Origin of the sequence: Dyadobacter sp. SG02 (assembly GCF_900109045.1) — a bacterium.
Lineage (GTDB): Bacteria > Bacteroidota > Bacteroidia > Cytophagales > Spirosomataceae > Dyadobacter.
In genome coordinates this window covers 1-23,558 of record NZ_FNYL01000001.1, presented here as the reverse complement: position 1 = coordinate 23,558, position 23,558 = coordinate 1, and the positions used below count along the sequence as shown (strand labels likewise).

At 50.1% G+C, this 23,558-nt stretch carries 26 protein-coding genes and 1 riboswitch; of the genes, 17 read left to right on the top strand and 9 right to left on the bottom strand.

All coding sequences use genetic code 11. The annotated features are described in order from the left end of the window. The first annotated feature begins 28 nt into the window (after positions 1–28). Positions 29–249: riboswitch (cobalamin riboswitch) on the top strand. The 7 genes from BMW93_RS00125 to BMW93_RS00095 all read left to right on the top strand — a co-directional run bounded on the left by BMW93_RS00125 (position 248) and on the right by BMW93_RS00095 (position 5,504). Then, positions 248–1,450: an ABC transporter substrate-binding protein gene (locus tag BMW93_RS00125; RefSeq protein ID WP_229240095.1), complete on the top strand. Its 1,203-nt coding sequence runs from the start codon at positions 248–250 to the stop codon at positions 1,448–1,450. It overlaps the preceding riboswitch by 2 nt. Further along, the gene (locus tag BMW93_RS00120) at positions 1,451–2,035 is read left to right on the top strand and encodes a cob(I)yrinic acid a,c-diamide adenosyltransferase (protein ID WP_090373171.1); all 585 of its coding nucleotides are present in this window, start codon (positions 1,451–1,453) and stop codon (positions 2,033–2,035) included. Further along, positions 2,032–2,544: a bifunctional adenosylcobinamide kinase/adenosylcobinamide-phosphate guanylyltransferase gene (locus BMW93_RS00115; protein ID WP_090373170.1), complete on the top strand. Its 513-nt coding sequence runs from the start codon at positions 2,032–2,034 to the stop codon at positions 2,542–2,544. The genes BMW93_RS00120 and BMW93_RS00115 overlap by 4 nt, the downstream gene beginning before the upstream one ends. A gap of 2 nt (positions 2,545–2,546) precedes the next feature. Continuing rightward, positions 2,547–3,587 (top strand): nicotinate-nucleotide--dimethylbenzimidazole phosphoribosyltransferase, encoded by a 1,041-nt coding sequence (gene cobT / locus BMW93_RS00110; RefSeq protein WP_090373169.1) that lies wholly within the window; start codon positions 2,547–2,549, stop codon positions 3,585–3,587. A 13-nt stretch (positions 3,588–3,600) separates the two neighbouring features. Further along, entirely contained in the window at positions 3,601–4,386 is a 786-nt protein-coding gene (locus BMW93_RS00105; protein WP_090373168.1) for an adenosylcobinamide-GDP ribazoletransferase, read from the top strand. Continuing rightward, on the top strand, positions 4,371–4,898 hold the full coding sequence (gene cobC, locus BMW93_RS00100; RefSeq protein WP_090373167.1) for an alpha-ribazole phosphatase family protein: 528 nt from the start codon (positions 4,371–4,373) through the stop codon (positions 4,896–4,898). The genes BMW93_RS00105 and cobC overlap by 16 nt, the downstream gene beginning before the upstream one ends. Positions 4,899–4,940: 42 nt before the next feature. Next, positions 4,941–5,504: a DUF1572 domain-containing protein gene (locus BMW93_RS00095; RefSeq protein WP_090373166.1), complete on the top strand. Its 564-nt coding sequence runs from the start codon at positions 4,941–4,943 to the stop codon at positions 5,502–5,504. Positions 5,505–5,515: 11 nt separating this feature from the next. Here BMW93_RS00095 and BMW93_RS00090 read toward each other — a convergent pair whose 3' ends face one another. Next, positions 5,516–5,860 (bottom strand): hypothetical protein, encoded by a 345-nt coding sequence (locus BMW93_RS00090; RefSeq protein ID WP_090373165.1) that lies wholly within the window; start codon positions 5,858–5,860, stop codon positions 5,516–5,518. A gap of 23 nt (positions 5,861–5,883) precedes the next feature. Beyond that, a complete protein-coding gene (locus BMW93_RS00085; protein WP_090373164.1) occupies positions 5,884–6,186 on the bottom strand; it encodes an RNA polymerase sigma factor in 303 nt (100 codons plus the stop codon). Positions 6,187–6,429: 243 nt separating this feature from the next. Here BMW93_RS00085 and BMW93_RS00080 point away from each other — a divergent pair, with 243 nt between their 5' ends. Beyond that, entirely contained in the window at positions 6,430–6,834 is a 405-nt protein-coding gene (locus BMW93_RS00080) for a DoxX family protein (protein WP_090373163.1), read from the top strand. 81 nt (positions 6,835–6,915) lie between these two features. Here the strand turns inward: BMW93_RS00080 and BMW93_RS00075 are convergent, their stop codons facing one another. Next, complete coding sequence (locus BMW93_RS00075) at positions 6,916–9,423, bottom strand: phosphocholine-specific phospholipase C (RefSeq protein WP_090373162.1); 2,508 nt, start codon at positions 9,421–9,423, stop codon at positions 6,916–6,918. A 123-nt stretch (positions 9,424–9,546) separates the two neighbouring features. Between BMW93_RS00075 and BMW93_RS00070 the strand changes: the two genes are divergently transcribed. Next, positions 9,547–10,308 (top strand): DNA alkylation repair protein, encoded by a 762-nt coding sequence (locus BMW93_RS00070; protein WP_090373161.1) that lies wholly within the window; start codon positions 9,547–9,549, stop codon positions 10,306–10,308. Between the two features lie 14 nt (positions 10,309–10,322). On the opposite strand, the gene BMW93_RS00065 is transcribed toward BMW93_RS00070, so the two are convergent. Next, positions 10,323–11,291 (bottom strand): DUF1080 domain-containing protein, encoded by a 969-nt coding sequence (locus BMW93_RS00065; RefSeq protein ID WP_090373160.1) that lies wholly within the window; start codon positions 11,289–11,291, stop codon positions 10,323–10,325. 150 nt (positions 11,292–11,441) lie between these two features. Between BMW93_RS00065 and BMW93_RS00060 the strand changes: the two genes are divergently transcribed. Both BMW93_RS00060 and BMW93_RS00055 read left to right on the top strand, forming a co-directional pair. Beyond that, a complete protein-coding gene (locus BMW93_RS00060; RefSeq protein WP_090373159.1) occupies positions 11,442–11,765 on the top strand; it encodes a PadR family transcriptional regulator in 324 nt (107 codons plus the stop codon). 1 nt (position 11,766) lies between these two features. After that, on the top strand, positions 11,767–12,852 hold the full coding sequence (locus tag BMW93_RS00055) for a permease prefix domain 2-containing transporter (RefSeq protein WP_090373158.1): 1,086 nt from the start codon (positions 11,767–11,769) through the stop codon (positions 12,850–12,852). Here BMW93_RS00055 and BMW93_RS00050 read toward each other — a convergent pair. Next, positions 12,849–13,955: a Fic family protein gene (locus BMW93_RS00050; RefSeq protein ID WP_090373157.1), complete on the bottom strand. Its 1,107-nt coding sequence runs from the start codon at positions 13,953–13,955 to the stop codon at positions 12,849–12,851. The genes BMW93_RS00055 and BMW93_RS00050 overlap by 4 nt on opposite strands. A gap of 242 nt (positions 13,956–14,197) precedes the next feature. Between BMW93_RS00050 and BMW93_RS00045 the strand changes: the two genes are divergently transcribed. The 3 genes from BMW93_RS00045 to BMW93_RS00040 all read left to right on the top strand — a co-directional run bounded on the left by BMW93_RS00045 (position 14,198) and on the right by BMW93_RS00040 (position 15,986). Then, positions 14,198–14,932, top strand: a complete 735-nt coding sequence (locus tag BMW93_RS00045) for a metallophosphoesterase (protein WP_090373156.1) — start codon at positions 14,198–14,200, stop codon at positions 14,930–14,932. A 268-nt stretch (positions 14,933–15,200) separates the two neighbouring features. Continuing rightward, a complete protein-coding gene (locus BMW93_RS35330; RefSeq protein WP_218147643.1) occupies positions 15,201–15,341 on the top strand; it encodes a hypothetical protein in 141 nt (46 codons plus the stop codon). Between the two features lie 30 nt (positions 15,342–15,371). Beyond that, the gene (locus BMW93_RS00040) at positions 15,372–15,986 is read left to right on the top strand and encodes a c-type cytochrome (RefSeq protein ID WP_090373155.1); all 615 of its coding nucleotides are present in this window, start codon (positions 15,372–15,374) and stop codon (positions 15,984–15,986) included. 5 nt (positions 15,987–15,991) lie between these two features. Here the strand turns inward: BMW93_RS00040 and BMW93_RS00035 are convergent, their stop codons facing one another. Beyond that, on the bottom strand, positions 15,992–16,288 hold the full coding sequence (locus tag BMW93_RS00035) for a DUF1330 domain-containing protein (RefSeq protein WP_090373832.1): 297 nt from the start codon (positions 16,286–16,288) through the stop codon (positions 15,992–15,994). A gap of 183 nt (positions 16,289–16,471) precedes the next feature. Here BMW93_RS00035 and BMW93_RS00030 point away from each other — a divergent pair, with 183 nt between their 5' ends. Then, on the top strand, positions 16,472–17,149 hold the full coding sequence (locus BMW93_RS00030; protein ID WP_090373154.1) for a hypothetical protein: 678 nt from the start codon (positions 16,472–16,474) through the stop codon (positions 17,147–17,149). Between the two features lie 204 nt (positions 17,150–17,353). After that, positions 17,354–18,118, top strand: a complete 765-nt coding sequence (locus BMW93_RS00025; RefSeq protein WP_090373153.1) for an oxygenase MpaB family protein — start codon at positions 17,354–17,356, stop codon at positions 18,116–18,118. Here the strand turns inward: BMW93_RS00025 and BMW93_RS00020 are convergent, their stop codons facing one another. Together BMW93_RS00020 and BMW93_RS00015 are read right to left on the bottom strand one after the other, a co-directional pair. Continuing rightward, complete coding sequence (locus BMW93_RS00020) at positions 18,119–21,343, bottom strand: error-prone DNA polymerase (protein ID WP_090373152.1); 3,225 nt, start codon at positions 21,341–21,343, stop codon at positions 18,119–18,121. Between the two features lie 36 nt (positions 21,344–21,379). Then, positions 21,380–22,891, bottom strand: coding sequence for a DNA polymerase Y family protein (locus tag BMW93_RS00015; RefSeq protein ID WP_090373151.1), 1,512 nt, complete (start codon positions 22,889–22,891; stop codon positions 21,380–21,382). Positions 22,892–23,037: 146 nt separating this feature from the next. Here BMW93_RS00015 and BMW93_RS00010 point away from each other — a divergent pair, with 146 nt between their 5' ends. Further along, a complete protein-coding gene (locus BMW93_RS00010) occupies positions 23,038–23,232 on the top strand; it encodes a BRO family protein (RefSeq protein ID WP_218147642.1) in 195 nt (64 codons plus the stop codon). 124 nt (positions 23,233–23,356) lie between these two features. Here the strand turns inward: BMW93_RS00010 and BMW93_RS00005 are convergent. Next, positions 23,357–23,558 (bottom strand): transposase (locus tag BMW93_RS00005; RefSeq protein WP_143061549.1); only part of this gene is annotated, 202 nt, incomplete at its 5' end.

The window sequence follows — 23,558 nt, the reverse complement described above, 5'->3', positions numbered from 1 at the left end:
TTTGCAATGATAAGCAATAAAATATTGCTAGTTTTGCGGCCATCCAGGTACACGCGGTTACGCGTGATTAAAAGGGAATCCGGTGCGAATCCGGAACAGTCTCCGCTGCTGTAAGTTCATAACGAGGCTCTTGTAAGATGTCACTGGGATTTGAATGAGTCAATGAGTGAATGCACATTCACTCATTCCCCCCGGGAAGGCGCAAGGGTTGAACGAGTCAGAAGACCTGCCTGCAAACGCTGTTAACATGGCTTTCGGAAGAAAGGCCGATGACTACATGATTATTAGAAAAATACTTGCAGCCCTGCTGCTGTGCGGCTTGCTGGCCGGTTGCAGCACTTCTTCGTCGCTTTACGAAAAAGGCGAATCACATTATTCAGGCCCGGATCTGTTTCCGGAGAATGTCAGGGTAGGCCATGCCAAAGGCTTTAAAATTACCTATCACAAGCATTATAAGGTGGTCAAAATCATGAGCCCGTTCGAGAAATCGACGGACACGCTGACGTATGTGCTCGTGCAGCGCGGTACGCCCAGGCCCATCGGGTATAAGGACAGCCAGGTGATCGAAATCCCGGTAAGGAGCATGGTTGCGATGTCGTCGCTGCATATCGGATTGATCGGATTTCTGGGTTGCGAGGATATTCTCACGGGTATGGGCAACCTCAAATATGTTTCTTCCGCGAAGGTCCTGGACCGTATCAAATCCGGGAAGATTGTCGAGGTAGGGAAGGACCAGGGGCTTAATGAAGAGCTGCTGGTAGGCATGCACCCCGACCTGATTATGGCTACTGGCAGCCCGGTTTCGAAAGTCAGCCGCTATGAATCGTTGCATCAGGCGGGGATTCCGGTGATGGTCAATTCGGAATGGGTAGAAACGACGCCGCTTGGGCGGGCGGAATGGGTGAAGTTACTGGCGGCGCTGATCAATAAAGAAGGCGAGGTGAACCGGAAGTTTGCCCACGTTGAAGAGGAGTATCAACGGCTGGCCCGCCTCACCAAAAATGTCAAAGCACGTCCGAGCCTGATTACCGGAATGAACTCCAAAGACGCCTGGAATGTGCCCAACGGCGATAGTTATGTGAACCGTTTCTTCCAGGATGCCGGAGCTTCTTACCATTGGTCGGGCACGAAGGCAACGGGAAGCCTGCCACTGAGTTTTGAAACCGTTTATCCTGTCGCATTGCAGGCCGATTTCTGGCTGAATGTGAGTATCGGAAACGTGCAGACCAAGAAAGATGTGCTTGCGCGCGATGTCCGTTATGCCGATTTCAAGGCATTCCAAACCAATCATATTTACAGCTACAACAACCGTATGAACGGGCAGGGCGCGAACGATTATTGGGAATCAGGTGCGGTGAACCCACATCTGGTTCTGGCCGATCTGATCCGCATTATCCATCCGGATTTGTTGCCCAGGCACGAGTTGATCTATTATAAATCAATTAATTAAATGAAAATATACACCAAAAAGGGCGATAAAGGTACCACCGGGCTGTTTGGCGGAAGCCGGGTCAGTAAGGACGATGTTCGGATCGAATGCATCGGTACGCTGGACGAGGCCAATTCCACGATCGGTCTGTTGCGTGTGAAGCTGGGCGTCGGGCATGAATGGCAGCCTAATCTGCACAAAATCCAGAAAGACCTGATGGACATGATGTCGCACCTGGCGCGGCCTTCGGATGCTAAAAAGGAAAACAAAAACCCGATGCCGGTGGATGGTGCCACTTTTTGCGAGGAGTGGATCGATGCGCTGGAAGCGGCGATGACTTCGCCATCGGACTATTTTTTGCTGCCTGGCGGGAATGAAGTGTCGGCGCTATGTCACATCGCGCGTACGCAAATGCGCCGGGGGGAGCGGAGGCTGGTGTCGCTGATCAAAACCGACGAGGTACATGAGGCTGTTCCGGCTTACATTAACCGCCTTTCAGACCTGTTTTTCACCCTCGCGCGTGCGGAAATGGATAAGGCAGGTGTAGCGGAGGAAAAATGGCAGCTCTTTTTGTACAAGCGTTTCAAAAGCGCCGAGCCGTCATGATCATCTATGTGACGGGCGGCGTCCGGAGCGGGAAAAGCAGGTTTGCAATGGATTTGGCATTGCAGAAAAGCGCCAATCCGGTATATGTAGCCACTTCTCGGATCTGGGACGAGGATTTCGCAGAGCGTGTAAAACGGCACCAGGACGAGCGCGGGCCGGAATGGACATCGCTCGAAAGCGAGCGGGACATTCATTTGCTACCGCTGGCGGGAAAAGTGGCGGTGATCGATTGCGTCACGTTATGGCTTACGAACCTGTTCGTCGCATTTGAATATAATGTTGAGAAGTCGCTCGCCGCATTCAAAGCGGAAATCGACGCGCTGGCGGCTATCGACGCTAATTTCATTATCATTTCCAATGAAATAGGCATGGGAGTGCATGCGGAAACGGAGGCCGGTCGGAAATTTACCGATTTGCAGGGCTGGGCCAATCAATATGTGGCCGCAGTGGCCCGGGAGGCGATTATGATGGTTTCGGGGCTTCCATTAATCTTAAAATCAACGAAATAACGATGCATACAGCTACCATTACCAGCCAGGAAATCCAGGCTAAGATTGATTTGAAAACCAAGCCGTTAGGAGCGTTGGGAGGCCTGGAAAAGCTGGCATTCCAGATTGCGTCGGTGCAGGATACGTTGTCGCCGAAGCTTGTTAATCCCCATATTTTGGTTTTTGCGGCGAGTCACGGGATCGCCTCGGAGGGCGTGAGCGCCTATCCGTCGGAAGTAACACCGCAGATGGTTCTTAACTTTATTGGCGGTGGCGCGGCGATCAACGTTTTTACACGGCAGCACGGTATCAATTTGCTGTTGGTGGATGCGGGTGTGGATTATGATTTTGGTAAAAATGAAAAGCTGATAGATGCCAAGGTGAATTTTGGTACCAAGAGCTTTACGCAACAGCCCGCCATGACGGATGCCGAATGCCGGCAATGCCTCGAAAAAGGCGCTGAACTGGTTCAGCAGGTGCATGAAACCGGGTGCAATGTGATCGGTTTCGGTGAAATGGGCATTGGTAACACCTCTTCGGCGGCGGCGATCATGAGCCGGTTGCTGAATATCCCGATTACGGAATGTGTAGGCAAAGGTACCGGGCTCGACGATGCGCAGCTTAGCAGAAAAACAGACGTGTTGAGCAAAGCATTGGAATACCATCAAAATGTAAACAATAATCCCGAATCGGTGCTGGCGGCATTCGGCGGATTTGAAATTGCGATGATGTGCGGTGCGATGCTCGAAGCTGCGCGATTGGGAATGCTCGTGCTGATCGATGGTTTCATCGCCTCGGTAAGTTATTTGTCCGCGTTTAAAATGGACACGTCCATTCGGCGGTATGCCGTTTTCTGCCATCAATCCAACGAAAAAGGCCATCGTTTGCTGCTTGAATCGCTGGAAGCGGATGCGCTCCTGAAACTCGACATGCGTTTGGGCGAAGGAACGGGATGCGCACTTGCTTATCCGCTGGCGCAAAGCGCTGTGGCATTTTTGAATGAAATGGCGAGTTTTGAAAGCGCGGGTGTGAGCCAGAAAACAGAAGGTTCCAACGAAAGCTGATACCCGAAAGCCGATGTCCTACATCCGTCACCAATTCACCCTGTTTTTCACGGCATTGCAATTTTATACCCGGCTCCCCGCGCCGAAATGGGTAGTATACAGGCCCGAAAATCTCAGTCTGGCGACGGCCTACCTGCCATTTGTCGGCTGGATCGTCGGATTGGTAGCCGGTGTTGCCTGGCTCACGGGCGACTATCTCACCAATCCGTCGATCGCGGTGCTGTGCTCCATGATCATTTCAGTATTACTCACCGGCGCATTCCACGAAGACGGTTTCGCGGACGTTTGCGATGGTTTCGGAGGCGGATGGACGAAGGATAAGATACTGGAAATCATGAAGGACAGTCGGGTGGGTACTTATGCTTCCGTAGGTTTGATATTGATCTTTGCGTTGAAATTTGCGCTTCTGCAAGCTATTTCGGGGTGGGGAAACAACGTTATTACTGTGCTCGTCAGCGGACATGCATTGAGCAGACTCATGCCGGTATTTGTTATTTACATGCTTCCCTACTCGCGGGATACGGATGGTAAAGCGAAGCCTGTTGCCGGGAAACCGCCATTTGCGGTGCTGGCAACGGCCATTGTTTTCGGGATAATGCCTTTGTTTGGAATGACTGTGTACCTGGGGCAACCATTGATTTTGGCAGTGATCCCGGTTTTAGGGTTGATTACGATCCTGCTTGCGCGCTATTTCAGAAAATGGATCGGCGGCTATACCGGCGACTGTCTGGGCGCAATTCAGCAGGTTTGCGAGGTTACATTCTACTTTTTTATCGTCGTGCTGTGGAAGTTTATTTGATCCGCCACACGACGCCGATCCTGGAACCCGGCCTGATCTACGGCCGGAAAGAACTTTTGCTGCACGCTGATTTCCCTTCCGAGCTGGAAGCGGTGCGGTCACAATTGAATGGGGAGTTTGAAGTAACCTATTCCAGTCCGGCATTGCGATGCACCGAGCTTGCCAAGGCACTTTCGCCTACATTTTTAACCGATTACCGTTTACAGGAACTGGATTTTGGAGAATGGGAAGGGAAAACGTGGGACACTGTCGATCAGCATGCATTGCAGGCCTGGATGGACGACTATGTGAACGTATGCACACCCGGGGGCGAGAGCATGATGCAGATGTACGCACGCGTAAGAGAATTCTGGACGGAACTCGGCCAATTGCGTTACCGGAAAGTAGGTATTGTGACGCATGCCGGTGTGATCCGTTTGATCCTTTCGATCGTCAATCAGATAGAGCTGACGAGTATTTTCGATATCAAAATAGCCTACGGAGAAGTGATGACGGTTCGCATTAATGGGTAACAATTTGTAATTTGGATCAGCATTAATCCTAATCACAAGGCCATGAACCAGGAGTATATAGATAGTGTCAGAAAGCAATTTGAATACTACAAAATGCTGGGGGAAAAGACGATCGCGCAGCTGAGCGACGAGCAGCTTTTCTGGAAGTACAATGAAGAAAGCAATAGCATTGCCAGCATTGTAAAGCACTTGTGGGGAAATATGCTTTCCCGCTGGACCGATTTCCTGACTACCGACGGCGAAAAAGAATGGCGCAACCGCGACGCTGAATTTGACAACGATATCAACGACCGTAACGATCTTCTCGCGAAATGGAACGAGGGCTGGATATGTCTTTTCAGCGCGCTCGATTCCCTGAACGAGTCGAATTGGGACACCATTGTTTATATACGAAATCAGGGGCATTCTGTAATGGAAGCCATCAACAGGCAACTGGCGCATTACCCTTACCATGTGGGGCAGATCGTGTTCATCGGGAAAATGGCGTTGGATGAGAACTGGTCGTCGCTTTCGATCCCGCGTGGCAAATCACAGAGCTACAACAGCGAGAAATTCGCCCAATCGAAGAGCAGGACGCATTTCACGGATGAATACATCAAAAAATAGGGGAGGTTTCGCTATTTAAAGAGCCAGTAAACCGCCAGCGCCGCCAGCAATACCGATGTGGCTGTAATGATCTGAATAAAACTGCTTTTGCGATAAAAAGGCAACGGCTGTTCCTGCAAGGCTTCTTCGGCGACCATACTTTGGCGCAGACGGCCCAATAGTCTATTGGATACTGCGGGCTCGATCTCTTCGCTTTTTGTAAATATTTTACCGGCCTCCGAAGTCATTACTTCGTCAAAAACCCACTTGCCCGCCGGCGTTTGCAGGTGCCGGAGCAATTCGTCCTGCTCGTGACCGTCGCATTGGTTCGAGATGTATTTGTAAACGAGGTTCCTGATATGAATTTCTTTATCCATTGATCTGGCCCGGTTCGGAATGGTCAAAAATGCAGTACCGCCTGCTCTTTGCCTGCGCGCGTGAGCGTGTGGAAAATGTGGCTTTTGCAGATTTTAAGAAGGTAGCATTTCAACGAAGACTCGTTGCTCAGGCAGTCGCGGTTTTCCCATAGTTTCAGGAATACATCGTGTACAGCTTCTTCGGCATGTTCCGTGGACTTCAAAAACCGGAGAGCAAAGCGAAACAAGTAGGCGTGGTAGGTTTCGTAAACCCTTGTGAATGAGGGTATGTCGCCATTGCGTATACTTGCTGCAAGGATGTGATCCTGCATGATCGGTTCTTTCATATTTCAGGTTTTGCGGGCTACGTTGAATTTCAGTTATAAGCAAGTTACTAATAATTTCTACTTTTTGTAACCTAAAACGCAATAGAAAGACATCCATTGTATCGAATAATGCATAGAACCTTCTGATAGTGTCGCAAACGCCCCCCAATACTGCCGTTTTTACACAGCGCCCATCCTTTTGGTACCTGCTAGTTTTGTATCAACCAATCAATCAAACAAAACCTTTATAAACCAAAAGAAATCATGGAAGCTACATTTGTTACCCCAGTCGCGAAACCCCGTACCGATAAAGTCGCGATCGTCGGCAAGGCCATCAGCATATTGTGTGTTCTGTTCCTGCTCGTAGATGCAGTGATGAAAGTAATCGCCCATCCGATTTCAATCGAAGGATCGGTGGCACTGGGCTGGCCCGCGGACCAGGTGCAGAGCATTGGTATTGCATTACTCGTTTCGACAATCCTTTACATTATTCCCCGCACAGCTATTCTGGGAGCCATTCTGATCACCGGTTACCTCGGCGGTGCTATCGCCGTCATGGTTCGCGCGGAGCAGCCATTATATTTTGCGTCGGTTTTCGGTGTGCTTGTATGGGCCGGGTTGTACCTGCGTGACGCGCAATTGCGGGCGATGATTCCGTTTAAAAAATAGCGGTCAGATTACATTTCATCCACAATATTTATCAGGCCGGGAGCATTTGTTGTTCCCGGCCGTTTTGTTGTTGCATGTCTGTCAAACAACGCCGCCCATCAAAGGATCGGTTTTCGTTACCGTGCCGGTTTCCACATGGCCTGCGAAACGTTCTTCGTAACCGTCGTAACCTTTCGCTTTCACGCTGAAATCATACCATTGAAATGATTTTCCCAGTTCCAGCACGAGCGAAGCCTTGCCGCCCACAGCGAATGTTTTGTTTTTGACGCCGGTTTTGTAGCTATTATCTTCAATCGTTACATGATGTGCTTTTGAATCGAGGTTTTCGATCGTTACCACCACATTACCAGTCGGTTTCGAAGATTTAACATCGTATTCGCAGCTCACTTTCAGCTTTGGATTGGCTGCATTACCTGCGAATTCGCGATAGAAGCCATTCGGGCCGTAAACGCGTATGTGGTAAGCATTGTCCTCAAAATCAGTTAGTTTGAAATCGTCAGCCAAAGTGTCGCCAGCCGCTACACTGTAATCCCAGGAGCGGAGCGGTTCATTGCGGTACGGTTTCATCGAATATACCCGGTAGGGAATGCCACTGGCTTTTGCACCAAAAAGCTGGTTGCCTGCCTTGAACGACAATTGCAGCGCGTCGCCTGCTTTGCTCAGCTGCGCATTGACGAACGGCTCATAAGGCAACGCGCAGGCCGGCCGCACGCCTTTTTCCTGTACCGGAAACAGCGGCGACTTGCTCGCATCTTTATTAAGTTCAGCCAATTCCGAAGCACCGAGCTTTTTGAAATTTTCAGGAGCCTGTTTGAATTGCGCCTGATGAATGCTTTCGATAAACTGCTTTTGTTCCAGAAAAACCGGCTTTTCGATCTTTTCGCCATTGTAAGGCCGGAAAACCGAAGTCAGGTCGCCGCAAATAGTCCGGCGCCATTTGGTAATGTTTTCTTCCTGAACCTTTTTGTTGAATTTCTTTTCCAGGAAGTTTTCGAGGAATTGCAATGAGGAAGTGTGGTCGAAAACCTCAGAATTGACATAACCACCTCTTGACCAAGGTGATGCGATGATCATAGGTACGCGGTACCCCAGGCCGATGGAGCCTTCGCGGATGCTGGCCGGGTTCGCCGACGGGTTGGTCTGCTGGTCGGCCAATGCGAAATCAAGCTTCGGATCGATGCCTGCGGATACTTTGCCGGTATTTTCTTTATAAGGATTGGGAACCGTAAATGGCGGTAAATGGTCGAAATAGCCGTCGTTTTCATCATAAGTGACGATGAAAATGGTCTTTTTCCAAACCTCCGGGTTTTGGAGCAAAATCTCCATCGCCTCGCTCACGTACCAGGGACCAAACCACGGCTCGCCGGGATGGTCGGAGAAATGCGCGGGCGGCATGAGCCATGAAACCGTGGGTAATGTGCCGTTCTTCACATCCTCGCGAAACTGGTGGAACACGTCGCCTTTCGGTACTTGCAATGTCCTTTCGGTTCCGTTGTCGGAGTACTGCATCGACGTCAGTTCATGGAAATGCGGGTCTTTGATGTTGGTGCTAAATGCCTTGTCATTCAGTTTTTTATCTTTATCCGAAAGGCTGGCGTAAGTATCTTTATTGAATTTGGTTTGGGCTGTTTCAATATTTTTCAACAACCTTTTGGCGGCAGCAAGCCTAGTGGCCGCGCGGGAATCGGTAGCCGATTCTTTTTCGAGATCGGCAATTGTCTGGATAATCGCCTTCCGTTTGCTTTCAAGATTGGCGATCCCGCCTTCGTGGAACCGCACATTGTAGGCTTTGAAATACTCCAAGACATTCGTCCCGAAGTTGCTGAGCCAGGCGCTTTCCTCACCTTTGAGGCCATAACCCATCGTGAGCTCATTCTGGTACACTTTCCAGTTGATACCGTTCTCTTCGAGGCGCTCGGGATAGGTCTTCCATTCGAGCTCGGGGTATTCGTAATTACTGATGTTCCACAAATGCGCGATGCCCGCCGGGTTATTTTGCTCGCGGACGGTGCCCGTCATCCAGTAGTAGCGGTTCGGGTGCGTGCCGGTAATGCTCGAACAAAAGTTGTGGTCGCAAACAGTGAATGCGTCGGCGAGGGAATAGTAGAACGGGAAATCCGAACGGTCGCAATAGCCCATTGTGAGCGGGATATGCGCATATTGTTTATTGCGCGGCGCTTTCACGTCGAGCCAGCGGTCGTATTTACCATTATTCATGGCGTCGGTCTGGTCGGTCCAGCCGTGGGGGATGGAGCCCATCCATGCCACTTTCGTATCTTTTACATTGAGGCGGAAAGGCCCGTAAGTTTCGCCTGCCTTGTTGGTTTGGAACCACACTTTATTTTTATCGGCGAGGTCGATCGCCCGAGGGTCGTTAAAACCGCGGACGCCCTGCAACATGCCCAGCTGGTGATCGAAAGAGCGGTTTTCCTGCATGAGGAATACGATATGCTCGGCATCGTAGAAGGTGCTGCCTGGCGCGGGATCTATGGCCAAAGCCTTTTGTATAACGGGCGGGAGTGTATTCGCCATCGCGCCCGTGCCTGCGAGCAGGGCGGCTTTTTTAATAAAATCTCTTCTGGAATCCATTCAAGTGGTGAGTTTAGGACGTCAAAATTACCAGCGGTACCGTTACCGGTTGTTACGCGAGGGTTATGATTTGATCATTTTTATATCATTATATTTGAGAAAAGCACTTTCAACAGCACTTCTATGGCAGCCATTGAAATAATCAAAGAAAAACCGCAGAGCCTAACGGCCCTGGAATTTGCCGAGCACATGGAGAAATACCGCTCGCCGGCCGAGGCCATGAAATTGATGCGCTACTTCAAAACCGGTGAAGGGCAATATGGCGAGGGCGACATCTTTATGGGTATTCGAATGGGGCAGGTGTTCGAAATGGCCAAGGCTTATATGCAAATGCCGCTGGAAGAAATCGAACTGTTACTGCAAAACCCGATCCACGAAATCCGCACGGGCGCATTGAGCATTATCGATAAACAGGCCAGGAGCAAAAAGACGACGCTGGGCCACCGGAAGCTGCTGTACGAACTGTATTTGCGTAACACCCACAGGATCAATAACTGGGACCTGGTCGACATCTGCGCGCCGCATGTGGTAGGAGGGTATTTGTACATTTCCGGCGAGCCTCGGGACTTGCTTTACAAACTGGCCGTTTCGGAAAACATCTGGGAGCGCCGGACAGCCATTGTTGCCACGGGCTATTTTATCAAAAAAGGAGATATTGATGATACGTTCCGGATTGCAGAGCTGCTTTTGAACGATCGGGAGGACCTCATTCACAAAGCCACCGGCTGGATGCTGCGGAGCGCCGGGCAGGTGAACCGGCCGCAATTGCAGAAATTTCTCGATAAATATGCCGCTACCATGCCCCGAACCTTGCTGCGGTACGCGATCGAACATTTCGATCAGCCTTTGCGCAGCTATTATATGGGTTTGAAAAGGGCAGGGTAGCGGCTTTTTTACGCTTACTTCGCTGGTGTAACCACGATATTGCGGTACTCCACCGGGCCGTGGTCGCCCTGGATGTAGAGCGGACCGGCTTCGCCTTCGTTGCTGTCTAATGCACCACCGGTAATGCCGGGGATTTCCTGGTTGCTGATCACCGTTTTGCCGTTCGCCACAAGCGTGAGCATGCGGCCTACCAATGTTATGTCGAATGTGTTCCATTCGCCGGCTTCTTTGGCTACCATGTCGCTCGGGGTTATGAAGCCGTAAATCGCGCCCATTTGGTCGAGTGCGGGCTCCATACCTTTGCCGTCGGTGATTTGCACTTCGTATCGGCCGCGCAGGTACACGCCGCTGTTGCTGCCTTTCGGAATACGGAACTCGATATGTAGTTTGAAATCGCCGAATTTCTGGTCGGTAACCAGGTTCGCACCCGATTTCGGGCTGCGCAGGATGCCGTTTTCGGCGATCCACTGGTTTTCGCCGGTAGCATGCCAGCCTTTGATTTCGTTACCGGCCGTCAGTTTGATCGGCGCTCCCCAGGCAGGTGCCGCTTTGCCGCGCAACGACGGGGCGCGAACGCCTTTGTAGCTGTAAGTTTTGCCGTCCGGAGTGGTCAATGAGCCGGTAATGGCGTCGCCCGAAACGGTACCTTCCACTTTCAGGTCGCTTTCTCCGCGTTCCCATTGCGGCGGGATCGCGAAATCGAATTTGCCTTCCTGAAAATGCACGACAGAAATCGGTCGCGCACTGCCCGAGAAGCCGGTGAATTGGCCTACGAGCGTTTTGTTGCCCGAATGGCGCACTTCCAGCCATGATGGTAATACTTTGCCGTTAGCATCTACGCTAATGTCCCAGCGGCCTTCGATAGAGGAAGCGAGCGGCGCATTGTCAGCTTTCGTCGAAAAAGTTGCCATCAGCAGTGCACCCGCCGAAAGCATCAAGTTCCGGGAAATCCGGTACAGGTTGGTTTGGAATACTTTCTTCATAAATTTTTTAGGTATTAAAGGTTGGGAAAGTTAGAGATAAAAATCAATTGTTGCTCCTGTGAACGAAATGCAATCACTTGAAAATATTTTAACTACAATTAAGGCTAATATTGGAAATATAATTACTACATTTAAGGTAAATATAAAAATATGAATCAGTACCTGGGTGAATTTGAGGAAGTTGTACTGCTGACGGTCGCCGTTTTGCACCCGGAAGCCTACGGCATCGCTGTTGTGGACGAGATGGAGCAAAGGTTAAACCGGAAAGTGAGCATAGGGGCGTTGCAAACCGTGCTCAAAAGGCTCGAACAAAAAGGCTTGGTGACGTCCGTTTTAGGCGAGGCCACAAAGGTGCGCGGAGGAAAGCGGAAGCGGTATTTTACCGTTACAGCCGCAGGGCAAAATATGCTAAGTGAAGTTAAGATGCAGCGAATGGCACTTTGGGAGGCTATCCCGGAAATGGCTTTTCAATAATATGGCAACACCGAACCCCGCCGCGCCTCCGCGCTTTTTCCTGGCATTGTTCCGCTGGTTCTGCGATCCGGACATTGCCGAGGATGTCGAAGGTGATTTAATGGAAGATTTTCATCGCAACCTCGAAAAATCGGGTCGCCGGAAAGCCCGGCGCATGTTCATTCGGGAAGTAATGCAGCTTGTCAGGCCGTCGCTGGTAAAGAATCCTTTTCGTAGCATTCACTTTAATATACATTATATGAAAAAGTCGGATTGGGTGTGGATCGGAGTCATCCACATGTTGCTGATTATCATGATCGTTTCCCCATTCGTGCCTGGCCCTTCCAACCGACTGGTAATCGGCTTGTCGGCATTGGGACAGTCGGCCATGTTTCTGGGCCTCTTGTTGGCGCCGATGGGCGCTCTTTGGCTGTTTCTTGATTTCCGGGGGCGCTCGGCAAGTACGGGCAAGCACAGGCAGGTGCTGGCTTCGATAGCCGCCGGTGTGGTGATGATTCCCGCGTTGCTGAGCGTCGTTTACGCTTTTTTGCTGGTAGGAATTGCGGCTGGAACCGCTGCTTCGGCGCTTTTAGGGCTGTGTGGTTTTTATGTATGGAAAAATGTTCGAAGGCTGGGAGAACAATCGCGTCCTTTCGGTTTTGTGCCGGTGTGCTTGCTGACGGTGCCCGGTTTGTCGCTCTTCGCACATATGTGTGTGATCGGGCCTGTGAGCTCGTACAGCCGCGGGCTCGCGATGGATCGTAGCGAGGAATTGATCGGGCTGGTAGAACAATTCAAAACGGAGAAGGGGCGCTACCCGCTGACTTTGCAGGAATTGGAAAACGGCCTGTCGGTAAAGCTGCCCGATTCTCCCGTCATGGGTATTTCTGAACTGAAATATGATGCTGACGAGCAGGGTTTTAACGTTTCGTTCAGCCAGTGGCAGCATATGGCGGTTGATGAAGAAATCGTTATTTTCTCAAAGGCTAATTTTACCGTTCAGAACGCATTGGGTTTTGATTATAAACTGGATAAGCACCGGGTGAAAGGCGCCTACGCCAGTTTCGATGCGGACCGCGCGCATTGGCGGTATTATTGGTGTGATTAAACGAGGGCAAGCTGATAACTCGTGCTGCGGCCGCCGCCGGAGGTGACGACGCATTCGATTTCGGCGAGATGTTGCAAGTCGCGCGTGGCGGTGGCTTTGGAAGTTTTCGTGATCGACATGTATTTCTTCGCTGTCATACCGCCTTTAAAGCCGTTCGGGCCGGTTTCAAGCATTTTCTGAACCACTTTTGCTTCCCTCTCGTTCAGCAAATCCCGGAACCGATCGAAAAACCGGGTTTTCTTCAATGTAAAATCCAGCATATTCCGCGTCTCGATCTGTGCATCGACAATGGTTTGCACGAAGTAGCTTATCCACTTAGTAATATCAATGTTCTTCTGGGCGGCTTCCAGTGATTGGTAATACTTTTTACGTTCTGCTTCGATCGTCTGCGAAAGGCTCAGCATCACCGGCCGGCCAACGGTTTGTGACAATGCTTTTTCCGCAATCACACGACCTATTCGTCCATTCCCATCTTCAAAAGGGTGAATGGTTTCAAAATACAAATGCGCAATCGCTGAACGAACGGGGGCTTTACTAATCTCGTTCGGACCTCCCGGCGCGGTCGTATTAAACCATTCGATAAATCGTGCCATTTCCGCAGGCACGCGCTCGGAAGGTGGCGCTTCGAAATGAACTTTTTCCTTTCCGATCGAGCCGGAAACGACTTGCATGGGCGCTGAATCTTTTCGCCAGACGCCGGTGTTGATGGTCTTGCTATCTTTCAGCAAAGTTTTATGCCACGAAAAAAGCGTTGCTTCTGCAAGCGGTTCGGCGAAGGAATTGCGGGCAGTTACCATGAGGGCCGCCGCGCCTTGTGCCTTCCGGTCTTTGACAGGCTCTGGGTTCTGCGCAATCCCGAGATTGTTTCGGATGGACGACACTACATCCTGCCTGCTGAGAAACTCCCCTTCTATTTCGGAGGTTTTAATGGCTTCGGCTACAAGCGTGTTGATCAATGCCTCCACCTGAATCCCGTCAGGCGCTCCTTTCAAAATTCCGCCGATATGCCCCGTTTCTTCCGCGAAAACAAATAAAATGTCCTCAATACCAGCAAGGTCATACTGGAAATCTGGCCATGCGGGATGTTGCCATATACAGGTCATGAGCCGATTAAGAATTGCTATTCGGCTCAAATGTAAGTAAATTTTGAGCCGAATAATTCATTTATTCGGCTCAAAATTGTTAATCTAACGCAACTAGCACGAATCTTCGCCTACCTGACAATACTTGACAAAACCTGATTTCATCTGGCCGCACCATCACATTGGCCTATCCCGAATCAACCGATTGGATCAGTTATTGCAGCGTTTTTCTCTTAAACTTTGAGAGAAACCAACCAAGAGATATGAAACGGATTGCGCAGATAACGGATATTCATTTAATGGAAGAATGGTCGGCGAAGCACGGGGCGGATACCGACACGAACCTGAAACTGATCTTGCAGGACGTGGGTGCACGCGGGATCAGGGAGGTGATTTTTACAGGTGATATAGGGCATCGGGATGCATATCAGCGCTTTTTTGCGTTGCTGAAAGATTTCGACTTCACCGTCATCCCCGGCAATCACGATCAATTCGCCCACGTCCGGCCGCATTATTCTCCCGAGTATTTGAAAACAAAGAGTGAAATGTATCACGCTACGGAGGATGCACATTTCAAATACATTTTCCTCGATTCTTCGTCGGACTCGATCAGCGAGACCCAGCTGCAATGGCTGGAAAATGAGTTGATTACGACGAAACATGTGCTGCTTTTCATACATCACCCGGTTTTGCAGGTGCTTACCGCAGTGGATTTTAAATATCCATTGCTCAATCGCGATGCAGTGAAAGACGTGCTCGTGCGTAGCGGACGCGAGGTCACAGTTTTCAGTGGGCATTATCATACTGATGATTTTACCAAGGAAGAGAACATTATCCAATATGTAACACCGGCGGCGTCGGTGCAGATGGAGAAGAATCCTTTGGAAATTGTGATTCACAGCCGGTATTATGGTTACCGCATTATTGAGCTGGAAGATAGGGCGGTAAGCACGCATGTGGTGCTGAATCATGGGAAGGGATTTGATATCGTTTACTAAAACCAGGACCGTGATGCCGGGAATGTGGTCTGATCTCTACCGGTTACTAATTGTTCTGCTTAATAATGCGTTGATTTTTAGGTAATTCGTTCCGGGATGTCGCTTTTTTACAATACAGGTGTTCATAATAGCCCTAGTTTTGCAGCGTCAATACAAAAAGCCCTTTTCAGAACGATGAGCTCAGGTTATCAGGAATTTGAACCATTTGCCGAATTGCAGCCGGCGTTTCTCGTAGGCTTGTACCGCGATGCCGTGCAATGGAAGGCTCGTGGACGACGTATATGGGGTACAGGACATGGAAGAGGTCGTGCGCATTGCGGAGGCGTTCACACAGGAAGTACCTACCAGTATATTTCAGGATCAATATCAATATTTCAGATTACCCGATAAGCAGGTGAGGTTCGCCTGATGCAAGTTTTTAACTTTAAATCTATTCACCATGAAAATCGTTTACCTGGCCGCTTCGGTGGCTGTATGGTCTGTTTGTGCTTTTACAAAACAGCCTGAGGCGCCTGAAACCGTTGCGCTTGCCCGTGTGGAGACTATTTCCAAGCCCGAAAAAGCTGTTGTTACGTCGAAAGACGACATTGTGAAAAGGGGAGAGTACCTGGTGACCATCATGGGCTGCGCGGATTGCCACGCGCCCAAGAAAATGACGCCGCAGGGCCCGGCACCGGATATGGACCGCTTTTTGTCCGGGCATAACAGTTCGCAGAAACTGGGTACGTTCGACAAAAGCATCCTTAAAACCGGCGAATGGGTAGTATTCAACGGCCAGAGCACGGCTTTTGCAGGGCCTTGGGGTATGTCGTTCGCAGCCAACCTGACACCCGACGAAACGGGGATCGGTAGCTGGTCGTTCGAGCAGTTCAACACCGCGATGCGGAAAGGGAAGTTTAAAGGGCTCGAAAACAGCCGTCCGCTCATGCCGCCTATGCCGTGGTTCAACTATGTGAATATGGCCGACGAAGATATGCGCGCCATTTTCGCCTATTTGAAATCCATCAAACCGGTTTCAAATGTGGTGCCTTCTTACATTCCACCAGCACCCTGAGGTATTCACGACTGTTTGACTGTCATCACTTTCAGAACGGATTCCTCTTTCAGGTAGAGGTATTGCTCGCGGATCTGGTCGGCCATATAGGCAGCCAGGTCCGCCTCCGATTCGAAACTGACCAGATGTATTTCATAAGGCGCTTCCAGTTCGCCTTGGATTAACTGCTCCGGGCCCGTTCGCAGCCTCAGGAGCAGTTTTCCGTTATATTGGGGTATCAGCGGCAATGCCAGCGACTCGAATTGCCGGAAAATTTCCTCCTTGCCCGGCTTCACGTAGACGAATTGTGTGATCGTTACCATAGCTTTCTGCGTTTTGTTACCCAATCTCGAAAAGAATTTACAATTGCTGCAACTTTCACATTTAAAACTCCTCTTTGAAACAAAATTGATGGCCATCAATAAAAGGAATGAATAGAATGGGAAATCCTTCCCATTGAGCAGGTTTTGTGTGTTTGTTCAAAGTATTCCACCCCTTAGATAGCCATGAAAACAAGAAGAATCCACTTTGCCCTTATGCTGGCACCCGCTCTCTGGCTGGCCGGCATCGCACCGGCAGCAGCCCAGGCCGCCGCCGCTGTGCAGACCGCCTCGTACGTTGAATCCGATAAAGGTTACTGGCAGGTTCACACCGACCCGAACTCCCGTAATACCGTAGTGCAGTTCTTCGACGGCAGTAACCAATTGTTGTACCAGGAGTCGATGGCGCGTAAGTACGTGAAACTCACCAAGCGCAATGTCAGGCTTTTTGATGAATTGCTGGCAAAATTGATGGCCCGCGAATTATTGTCCGAGAAAGTGAAAGCTTACGACATCGTGGCCGATAGCCGGACGGATTACCGGAACATGTCGGAACCCGAATGGTCCGCGCCGACGGTAGCCATGAAAACGGCCACATCGAATGTGTATGTGGTGCAAAACGGGAAAATGAAAGTCATCCTCAAAAATCCAGCGCAGGAAAGTTACGATATCCGCATTATCGACGGGGATCTGCGCACCATTTACCACGAGCAAGTCAAAGAACCGACCTACGGACGATGGTTCGATATGTCGAAACTAGGAGAGGGGACTTACAGCGTGCATATCAACAGCGCGAGAAAGAAATTGAATTACAAGCTCGTGATCGATGATTTTCTAGGTTACCGGCTTGAAGATTTAAAATGATGTTGTAGTCAGATTTGTGAGTCACAAAACGGCCTTCGGTTTCCGGAGGCTGTTTTTATTTTGAATGAATGCGAAGATGTGGATTGCTTATTTCAAAAGCATTAACTTACTTTGTGATTCAAAGTACTTTTGTTTAAAAGTGCTTTATGGAGGAAAACCCGCTAAGGTCGGGATAGAAATAATGACAGGTAAAAAACGGGCAATATGAAATGGTTTGTGAATGAGGATTCGATTGTGCGGGAAATCTGGGGGAAGGCGGACACGATCCTATTCATTTTTGCGGGAGCGTCGGCCGAATTTGCATTGAACAAATCCGTCGATTGGCTCTATTACACAGGAAAACTGCCTGCTGACCCGCTGGGAAGGCTTTTCTCGACAGTTGCTTATGCGCGACAAATTGTGTTTTCGGAATATGACGATGCTATGCACGCCATTCGCCAGATCGCGGCCATTCACCAGGGAGTTGAGCGCAGCCGCAATGCGCGCATACCCGACAGCGCCTACCGCGACGTGCTTTTCATGCTGATAGACTACTCCATCAGATCATTCGAACTGCTCGAAAGAAAGCTGACAATGGCAGAAAAGGAAGAGCTTTTCACGGTTTTCCGCGCGGTAGGCGAGGGCATGGGCGTGCCCGGGTTACCCGCGGACTTGCGTGCGTGGGAGCGGATGCGCGCGGAGCATTTGCGGGAAAACCTGGTCAAAAGCCATTTTACCATCGACCTTTACAAACAATACCGGAAGCACCTGGGCTGGTACCGGTATTATTTGCTGAAGAATGTGCAAATGGAACTCGTGCCCGAGCGCGTGAATGCATTGCTCGGCATGGGGCCTGGCCGGCTTGTCGATCTGTTGCTGCCGGTTTACAAATTGAGTCGGGAAATGGGTGTCGGGACATTTCTTCGGAATATGCTCCTGCCTGAAAATTATAAAGAACAGGTGATTAACCTCGATATGGCGGCAGATTGATCACCGGAAATCCCGGGATGCCGGGAAAATCTCGGCCTGTACATTTTTGCGAGGTTGTACCTTCCGGGCCTTGGCCTGCGACTCGTATTCATCCTTTTCGTCTGCACGCGACAAGGTGAGTACATCCGGCTCCTGTTCTTCATTTGCCGCAAGTTTGCGTAGTAATCCGGATGCATTGATGCATTTGCTCACCACCACATGTATCACAGAACCTTCCTTTTGCACTTTGCCCTCGACCATGAGCAATTTGGAACGAAGCACTTCTTTACGATAGGTGTCGAAAAGGTTTTGAAAAACAACCAGGTTTGCGGTGCCGGTTTCGTCTTCGATAGAAATAAAGCAAATGCCGCTGGCCGTTCCCGGTCGCTGCCGTACGAGTACCAGGCCCGCTACTTTCACTATTTGGCCGTCATGAATGCTTTCGAGCGTTTTGCTCGTCACCGCGCCAAGTGCATTCAATTGTTCCCGCACAAAACTGACCGGATGCTGCTTCAACGAAAGCGAAGTAGCCGCATAATCATGAATTACATGCTCGGATAGCGTCATTTCGGGCAATTGCACATCCTCCTCGCTCGCCGTCGGTTGTCCTTCGAAAATGCCGATCGGCCGGTCGGCCAATGCGGAGGCTTCCCAGAATGCCTGCCGGCGGTCGAAACCGATTGAGCGAAATGCATCGGCATCGGCCAGTTTTTCCAATGCGGTCTGGGAAATGCCGGCTTCGAGTAATTGATGGATATGGGTAAATGGCTTGGTGCGGGCGGTGGTTAAAATTTGCATTTCAGCTTCCTTCAAACCTTTCACCTGCCTGAAACCAAGCCTTAATGCACAGCGTTTACCGGGAATGTTTTCAAGGGTATTATCCCAAAAAGAGTGGTTGATATCGACTGGCCTCACTATCACCTGATGGTTCTGTGCATCGATCACGATCTGTGCCGGACGGTAAAAACCCATTGGCTGGCTATTAAGCAATGCGGCTGCAAATACGTCGGGATGATGGCATTTGATCCACGAAGAAACGTACACCAGCAATGCAAAACTAGCCGCGTGACTTTCGGGGAAACCGTAGCTTCCGAAGCCTTCGAGCTGTTTGAAAATGCGCTCGGCGAAATCCTTTTCATAGCCTTTTTTTACCATACCTGATACGAGCTTATCCCTTAATCTGGATACAACTCCTTTGGCTTTAAAAGTGGCCATACTTCTCCTCAACTCATCTGCTTCTGTGGGAGTGAAATTGGCGGCTACAATGGCAATATTCATCGCCTGCTCCTGGAAAAGAGGCACTCCTTTGGTCTTTTCCAAAATTTTTCTCAATTCCTCACTCGGGTATTCTTCTGCTTCAATTTTGTCTCGTCGTCTTAAATAAGGGTGTACCATATCGCCTTGAATGGGTCCGGGCCTGACGATAGCCACCTCTATCACCAAATCGTAGAAACACTGTGGTTTTAACCGGGGTAGCATTGACTGCTGTGCCCGGCTCTCGATCTGGAAAACACCGATGGTGTCGGCTTTGCAAATCATATCATATACAGCCTTATCATCCGGTGGAATACTCGCGAGGTTATGGATGATGCCATAATGCTGACGCAGCAAATCGAATGCCTTGCGAATACACGTAAGCATACCCAATGCTAGTACATCTATTTTCAGAAAGCCCAATGTGTCAATGTCGTCCTTGTTCCATTCGATGCAGGTTCGGTCTTCCATTCGTGCGTTCAGGATCGGACAGAGATCGGATAATTTGCCTTGTGTGATTACAAAACCGCCCGTATGCTGGCCTAGCTGGCGCGGGAAACCCATGTATTGCCTTGTGAGGTCAAGTATCTTGATGAGGTGTGGGTCATTGGGGTTGAAGCCATGTTCGGTAATTAATTTACCATCGAACCATTCATCCGTAAATTCCCATAAAGAGCCGGAGAGCCGGTTAATGGCATCCATAGACATGCCCATTGCTTTCGCTACATCCCGCACGGCACCTTTTTGATGCACCTGAGTGACAGTCGCTACAATGCCGGCCCGGTCGCGGCCATATTTGTTATAAATGTATTGCATGACCTCTTCGCGGCGCTCATGTTCGAAATCTACGTCGATATCCGGTGGCTCATTTCGGGAGGACGATATGAATCGCTCGAAAAGCAAATCAATTTCAACCGGATCTACGGATGTAATGCCGAGGCAATAACATATAGTCGAATTGGCTGCTGAACCTCTTCCCTGGCAGAGGATATTTTGGGATTTCGCGAACCTGACAATGTCGTAAACGGTAAGAAAATACGGGGCATAATCCATTTCTTCTATAAATGTCAACTCATGCTCAATGGCATCTTCCACTTTTTGAGGAATGCACGCCTCGAATCGTTCAATAGCTCCCTTCCAGGCCAGGATTTCCAGTTCCCGCAATGGTGTCCGCCCTTCCGTAGTCAGTTCTTCCGGATACACATACTTTAAACTACTGAGCGAAAACTGGCAGGCATCCGCGATTTCCTGCGTGCGCCCGATGGCCTCGGGGTATCTGAGAAACAGGCGCTGCATTTCTTTGGCGGGTTTTAGGTAGCGCTCCGCATTTTCATGCAAGCGGAAACCGGCATTGTATATGGTACATTTCTCGCGTACGCAGGTGAGCACATCCTGCAATTCACGCCTTTGCAGGTTATGGTAATGCACGTCGTTCGTGGCCACAAGCGGAATGTTGAACCGTTTGGAAAGCTGGTCGAGGCGGTAGAGCTTTTTCATATCATCGCCCTGGTAGGATCTTACTGCACCGATGTATAGATTATTACCCAGTGCCTCGTGGTATTCGATCAGGTTCCGGGCGAAGGAAGGATCAAAATCGAAGGAATCATTCAGCGCCGCCGGTGGTACCGCGATGAACTTGATACCTTCTGCCTGCCGGTAAACATCGGCCTTGTAGAGGTCGCATTTGCCTTTTTCGGTGCGAAGGTTTCCTTCGGTAAGCAATGCGGACAGGCGGCTGTAAGCCTCGCGGTTGGTAGGGTAGGCAAGCAGGCTGGGGCCGTCCAGCAAGTCCAGACGGCAGGCCGGGATAATGCGGAAATCCTTGCCTTTCGCGGCCGCATGCGCACGTACGATGCCCGCGAGCGTGTTACGATCGGTAATGGCAATGGCTTTGTAACCCAGCTCAATGGCATGCTCCACCAGCTCCTCGGGATGCGATCCGCCGCGGAGGAAGCTGAAATTCGTAGTGACCTGTAATTCGGTATAATTCATGATGATGAAGTGTAATTCGGATTAAACCGGCCGTTTTTAGGCAAAAAAACCGTGTATAAACCATTCTGGCCGCTCTTCGTCCTCATCTTCGGAATAAGGCCCAAGCCTGAAAACCCAGTAACGTTGCCCATCCTGATCTTCCAACGTATAGTAATCGCGGTGAAGGCCCTGTTGTAGCCACCATTCCTGCTCGATGCGCTCCGGGCCTTCGGATTTACCTATATAATGTACCTTGCCTTTGTAGCTGAAAACGGTAGGCGGGTAGTCGGGAACAGGCGCGGTCACTTGAATGCTTTCGGGTTTCGGAAGGAGGAAAACGGGCCTTTGCCGGTCGGTTCGCCAGTTTGTTTTCGGTTTTTCGCGCAGGGAGGCCACTGTTTTGACGGACCTTTCCGGCCAATGATGTTCATCCGGCAAATACCGGTGAACGGTGTCGGTCCCCGTGCGTCCGGTAACAGCATCGAGTAGTTCGGTAATGGCTGTATTTTCAAAACTGCCCGTAATGTCCCACATGGTTTCCTGTGTTACATTCATGTCCTCTACCTCAGGTGCTTCGAGCAGGAACAGCTCGATCCCAAACCCAGGAGCTATGGTCTTGATTTTCAGTTCAAAAAGTCTGAAAAGGTGTTTGACATGATGGGAGGCCCGATTGGTCACAATATCGATTTGTTGCATTTTACCATCCACACGAAAGCAACTCAAAACGCATTTTCGCAGCCCTTTACCTTCTTTCATCAAACGGCCACACAGTATTTCCAGCAGTTTTTGCAGTGCTATTTCAATGCCTGTGGCGGTTACGATAGGTTCGAGGCAGGGAAGCCGCTCCTGGTAGGGAACGGCCTGACGGATAGGCTCGATAAACTCCTGCGAATATCCCAGCGCCTTGTTGAGTTTTTCCGGCAAATCCTCCCCAAAACGCCGGCGCAGCATCCTTGCGGGTATCCGGATAAAACTGTTGATATGGTAAAACCCGAGCTTCTGCATTTTTTCCAGGGTTTCAGGTGGAAGGCGCAATGCAGCAGGGGGAAGTTTTAATAGCGCATTCCGCTGTTCGTCAGGCGGGATAACAGCCCCCGCACGCCCGTAATGCGCATGTGCCCAGGCTGTTCCGATCGTATCGGCCATGGCGGCGCGTATTGTGTAACCGGCGTGTGTAAGCCTGGTGGTAAGGTCATCCATATATGCGCGCTCGCCACCCCACAAATACGCGCACCCGGTTACATCAAGGATCAGGCCATCCGGCGCATTCAGCGCAACGGTAGGTGTGTAGCGAAGGCACCATTCGGCCAGCGATCGCAGCGCCTGCCGGGTAATCTCCGGCTCATCGTCCAGCACCACCAGGGAAGGCAATATAGCCCGCGCATCCGCCACGACCATCCCGGTTTCAATCCCTAATGCACTCGCTTCGGCGCTTGTCGCCGTCACGATCATGCGCCCGCGTTCGGGTGCTGCAAGGGCAAATTCGAGCCCATACAGCTCCGGGCGGATGCGGATCTGGTGATCCGTTGCCAGGTTTGGAAACCATATGGAGACGAAGCGGGCAGGCATTTATAAGTATTGTTGATGAAGTGGTTATAATTTATTGATATTATTAATATCTTGATTTAGATTACAATAATATCAAATTGTTTTGAAATTTGCCAGCAATTTTTTTGCTTTGTTAAAATCATTTTACACACTTAAATTTTAATAATATGACTTCTCATCAAGCTCCTTCGCTCTTCGAGCAAATCAGAAAATCAGACGACAACGGTAACGAGTATTGGAGTGCCAGAGATTTGGCGAAAGTGCTGGAATACACGGAATACCGAAATTTCAAACCGGTCATAAAGAAGGCGAAGGAAGCCTGTCGAATGAGTGGTCAGTTAGTCGAAAAGGGGGCTGACTAAAAAGCCCCGAATCGATTTGGCTGTAAATCGGCCGTTTTAGATTTTTCAGACTTCATAGAAGCCTGGTTTGATTAAAAGGGTCAAAAAGCCGCTCTTGGGAGTGCTTTTGACCCTTTTTTGCTTGTTATGCAGCTGCTTTTTGCTGTTTGAGGTGCAGTTTTCTCAGATTATGGGCCATGGCAACCAGGGTAAACTCGGCGGTTGCCTTTTGTAGACCTCTAAGATGGAAGCGGCGGAAGCCCATATTAGCTTTTATGTCACCAAAACAACTTTCTATTTCAATACTTCGTCGTTTCCGGAGCTGGAAGCCTTTTTGTGAATGAAGG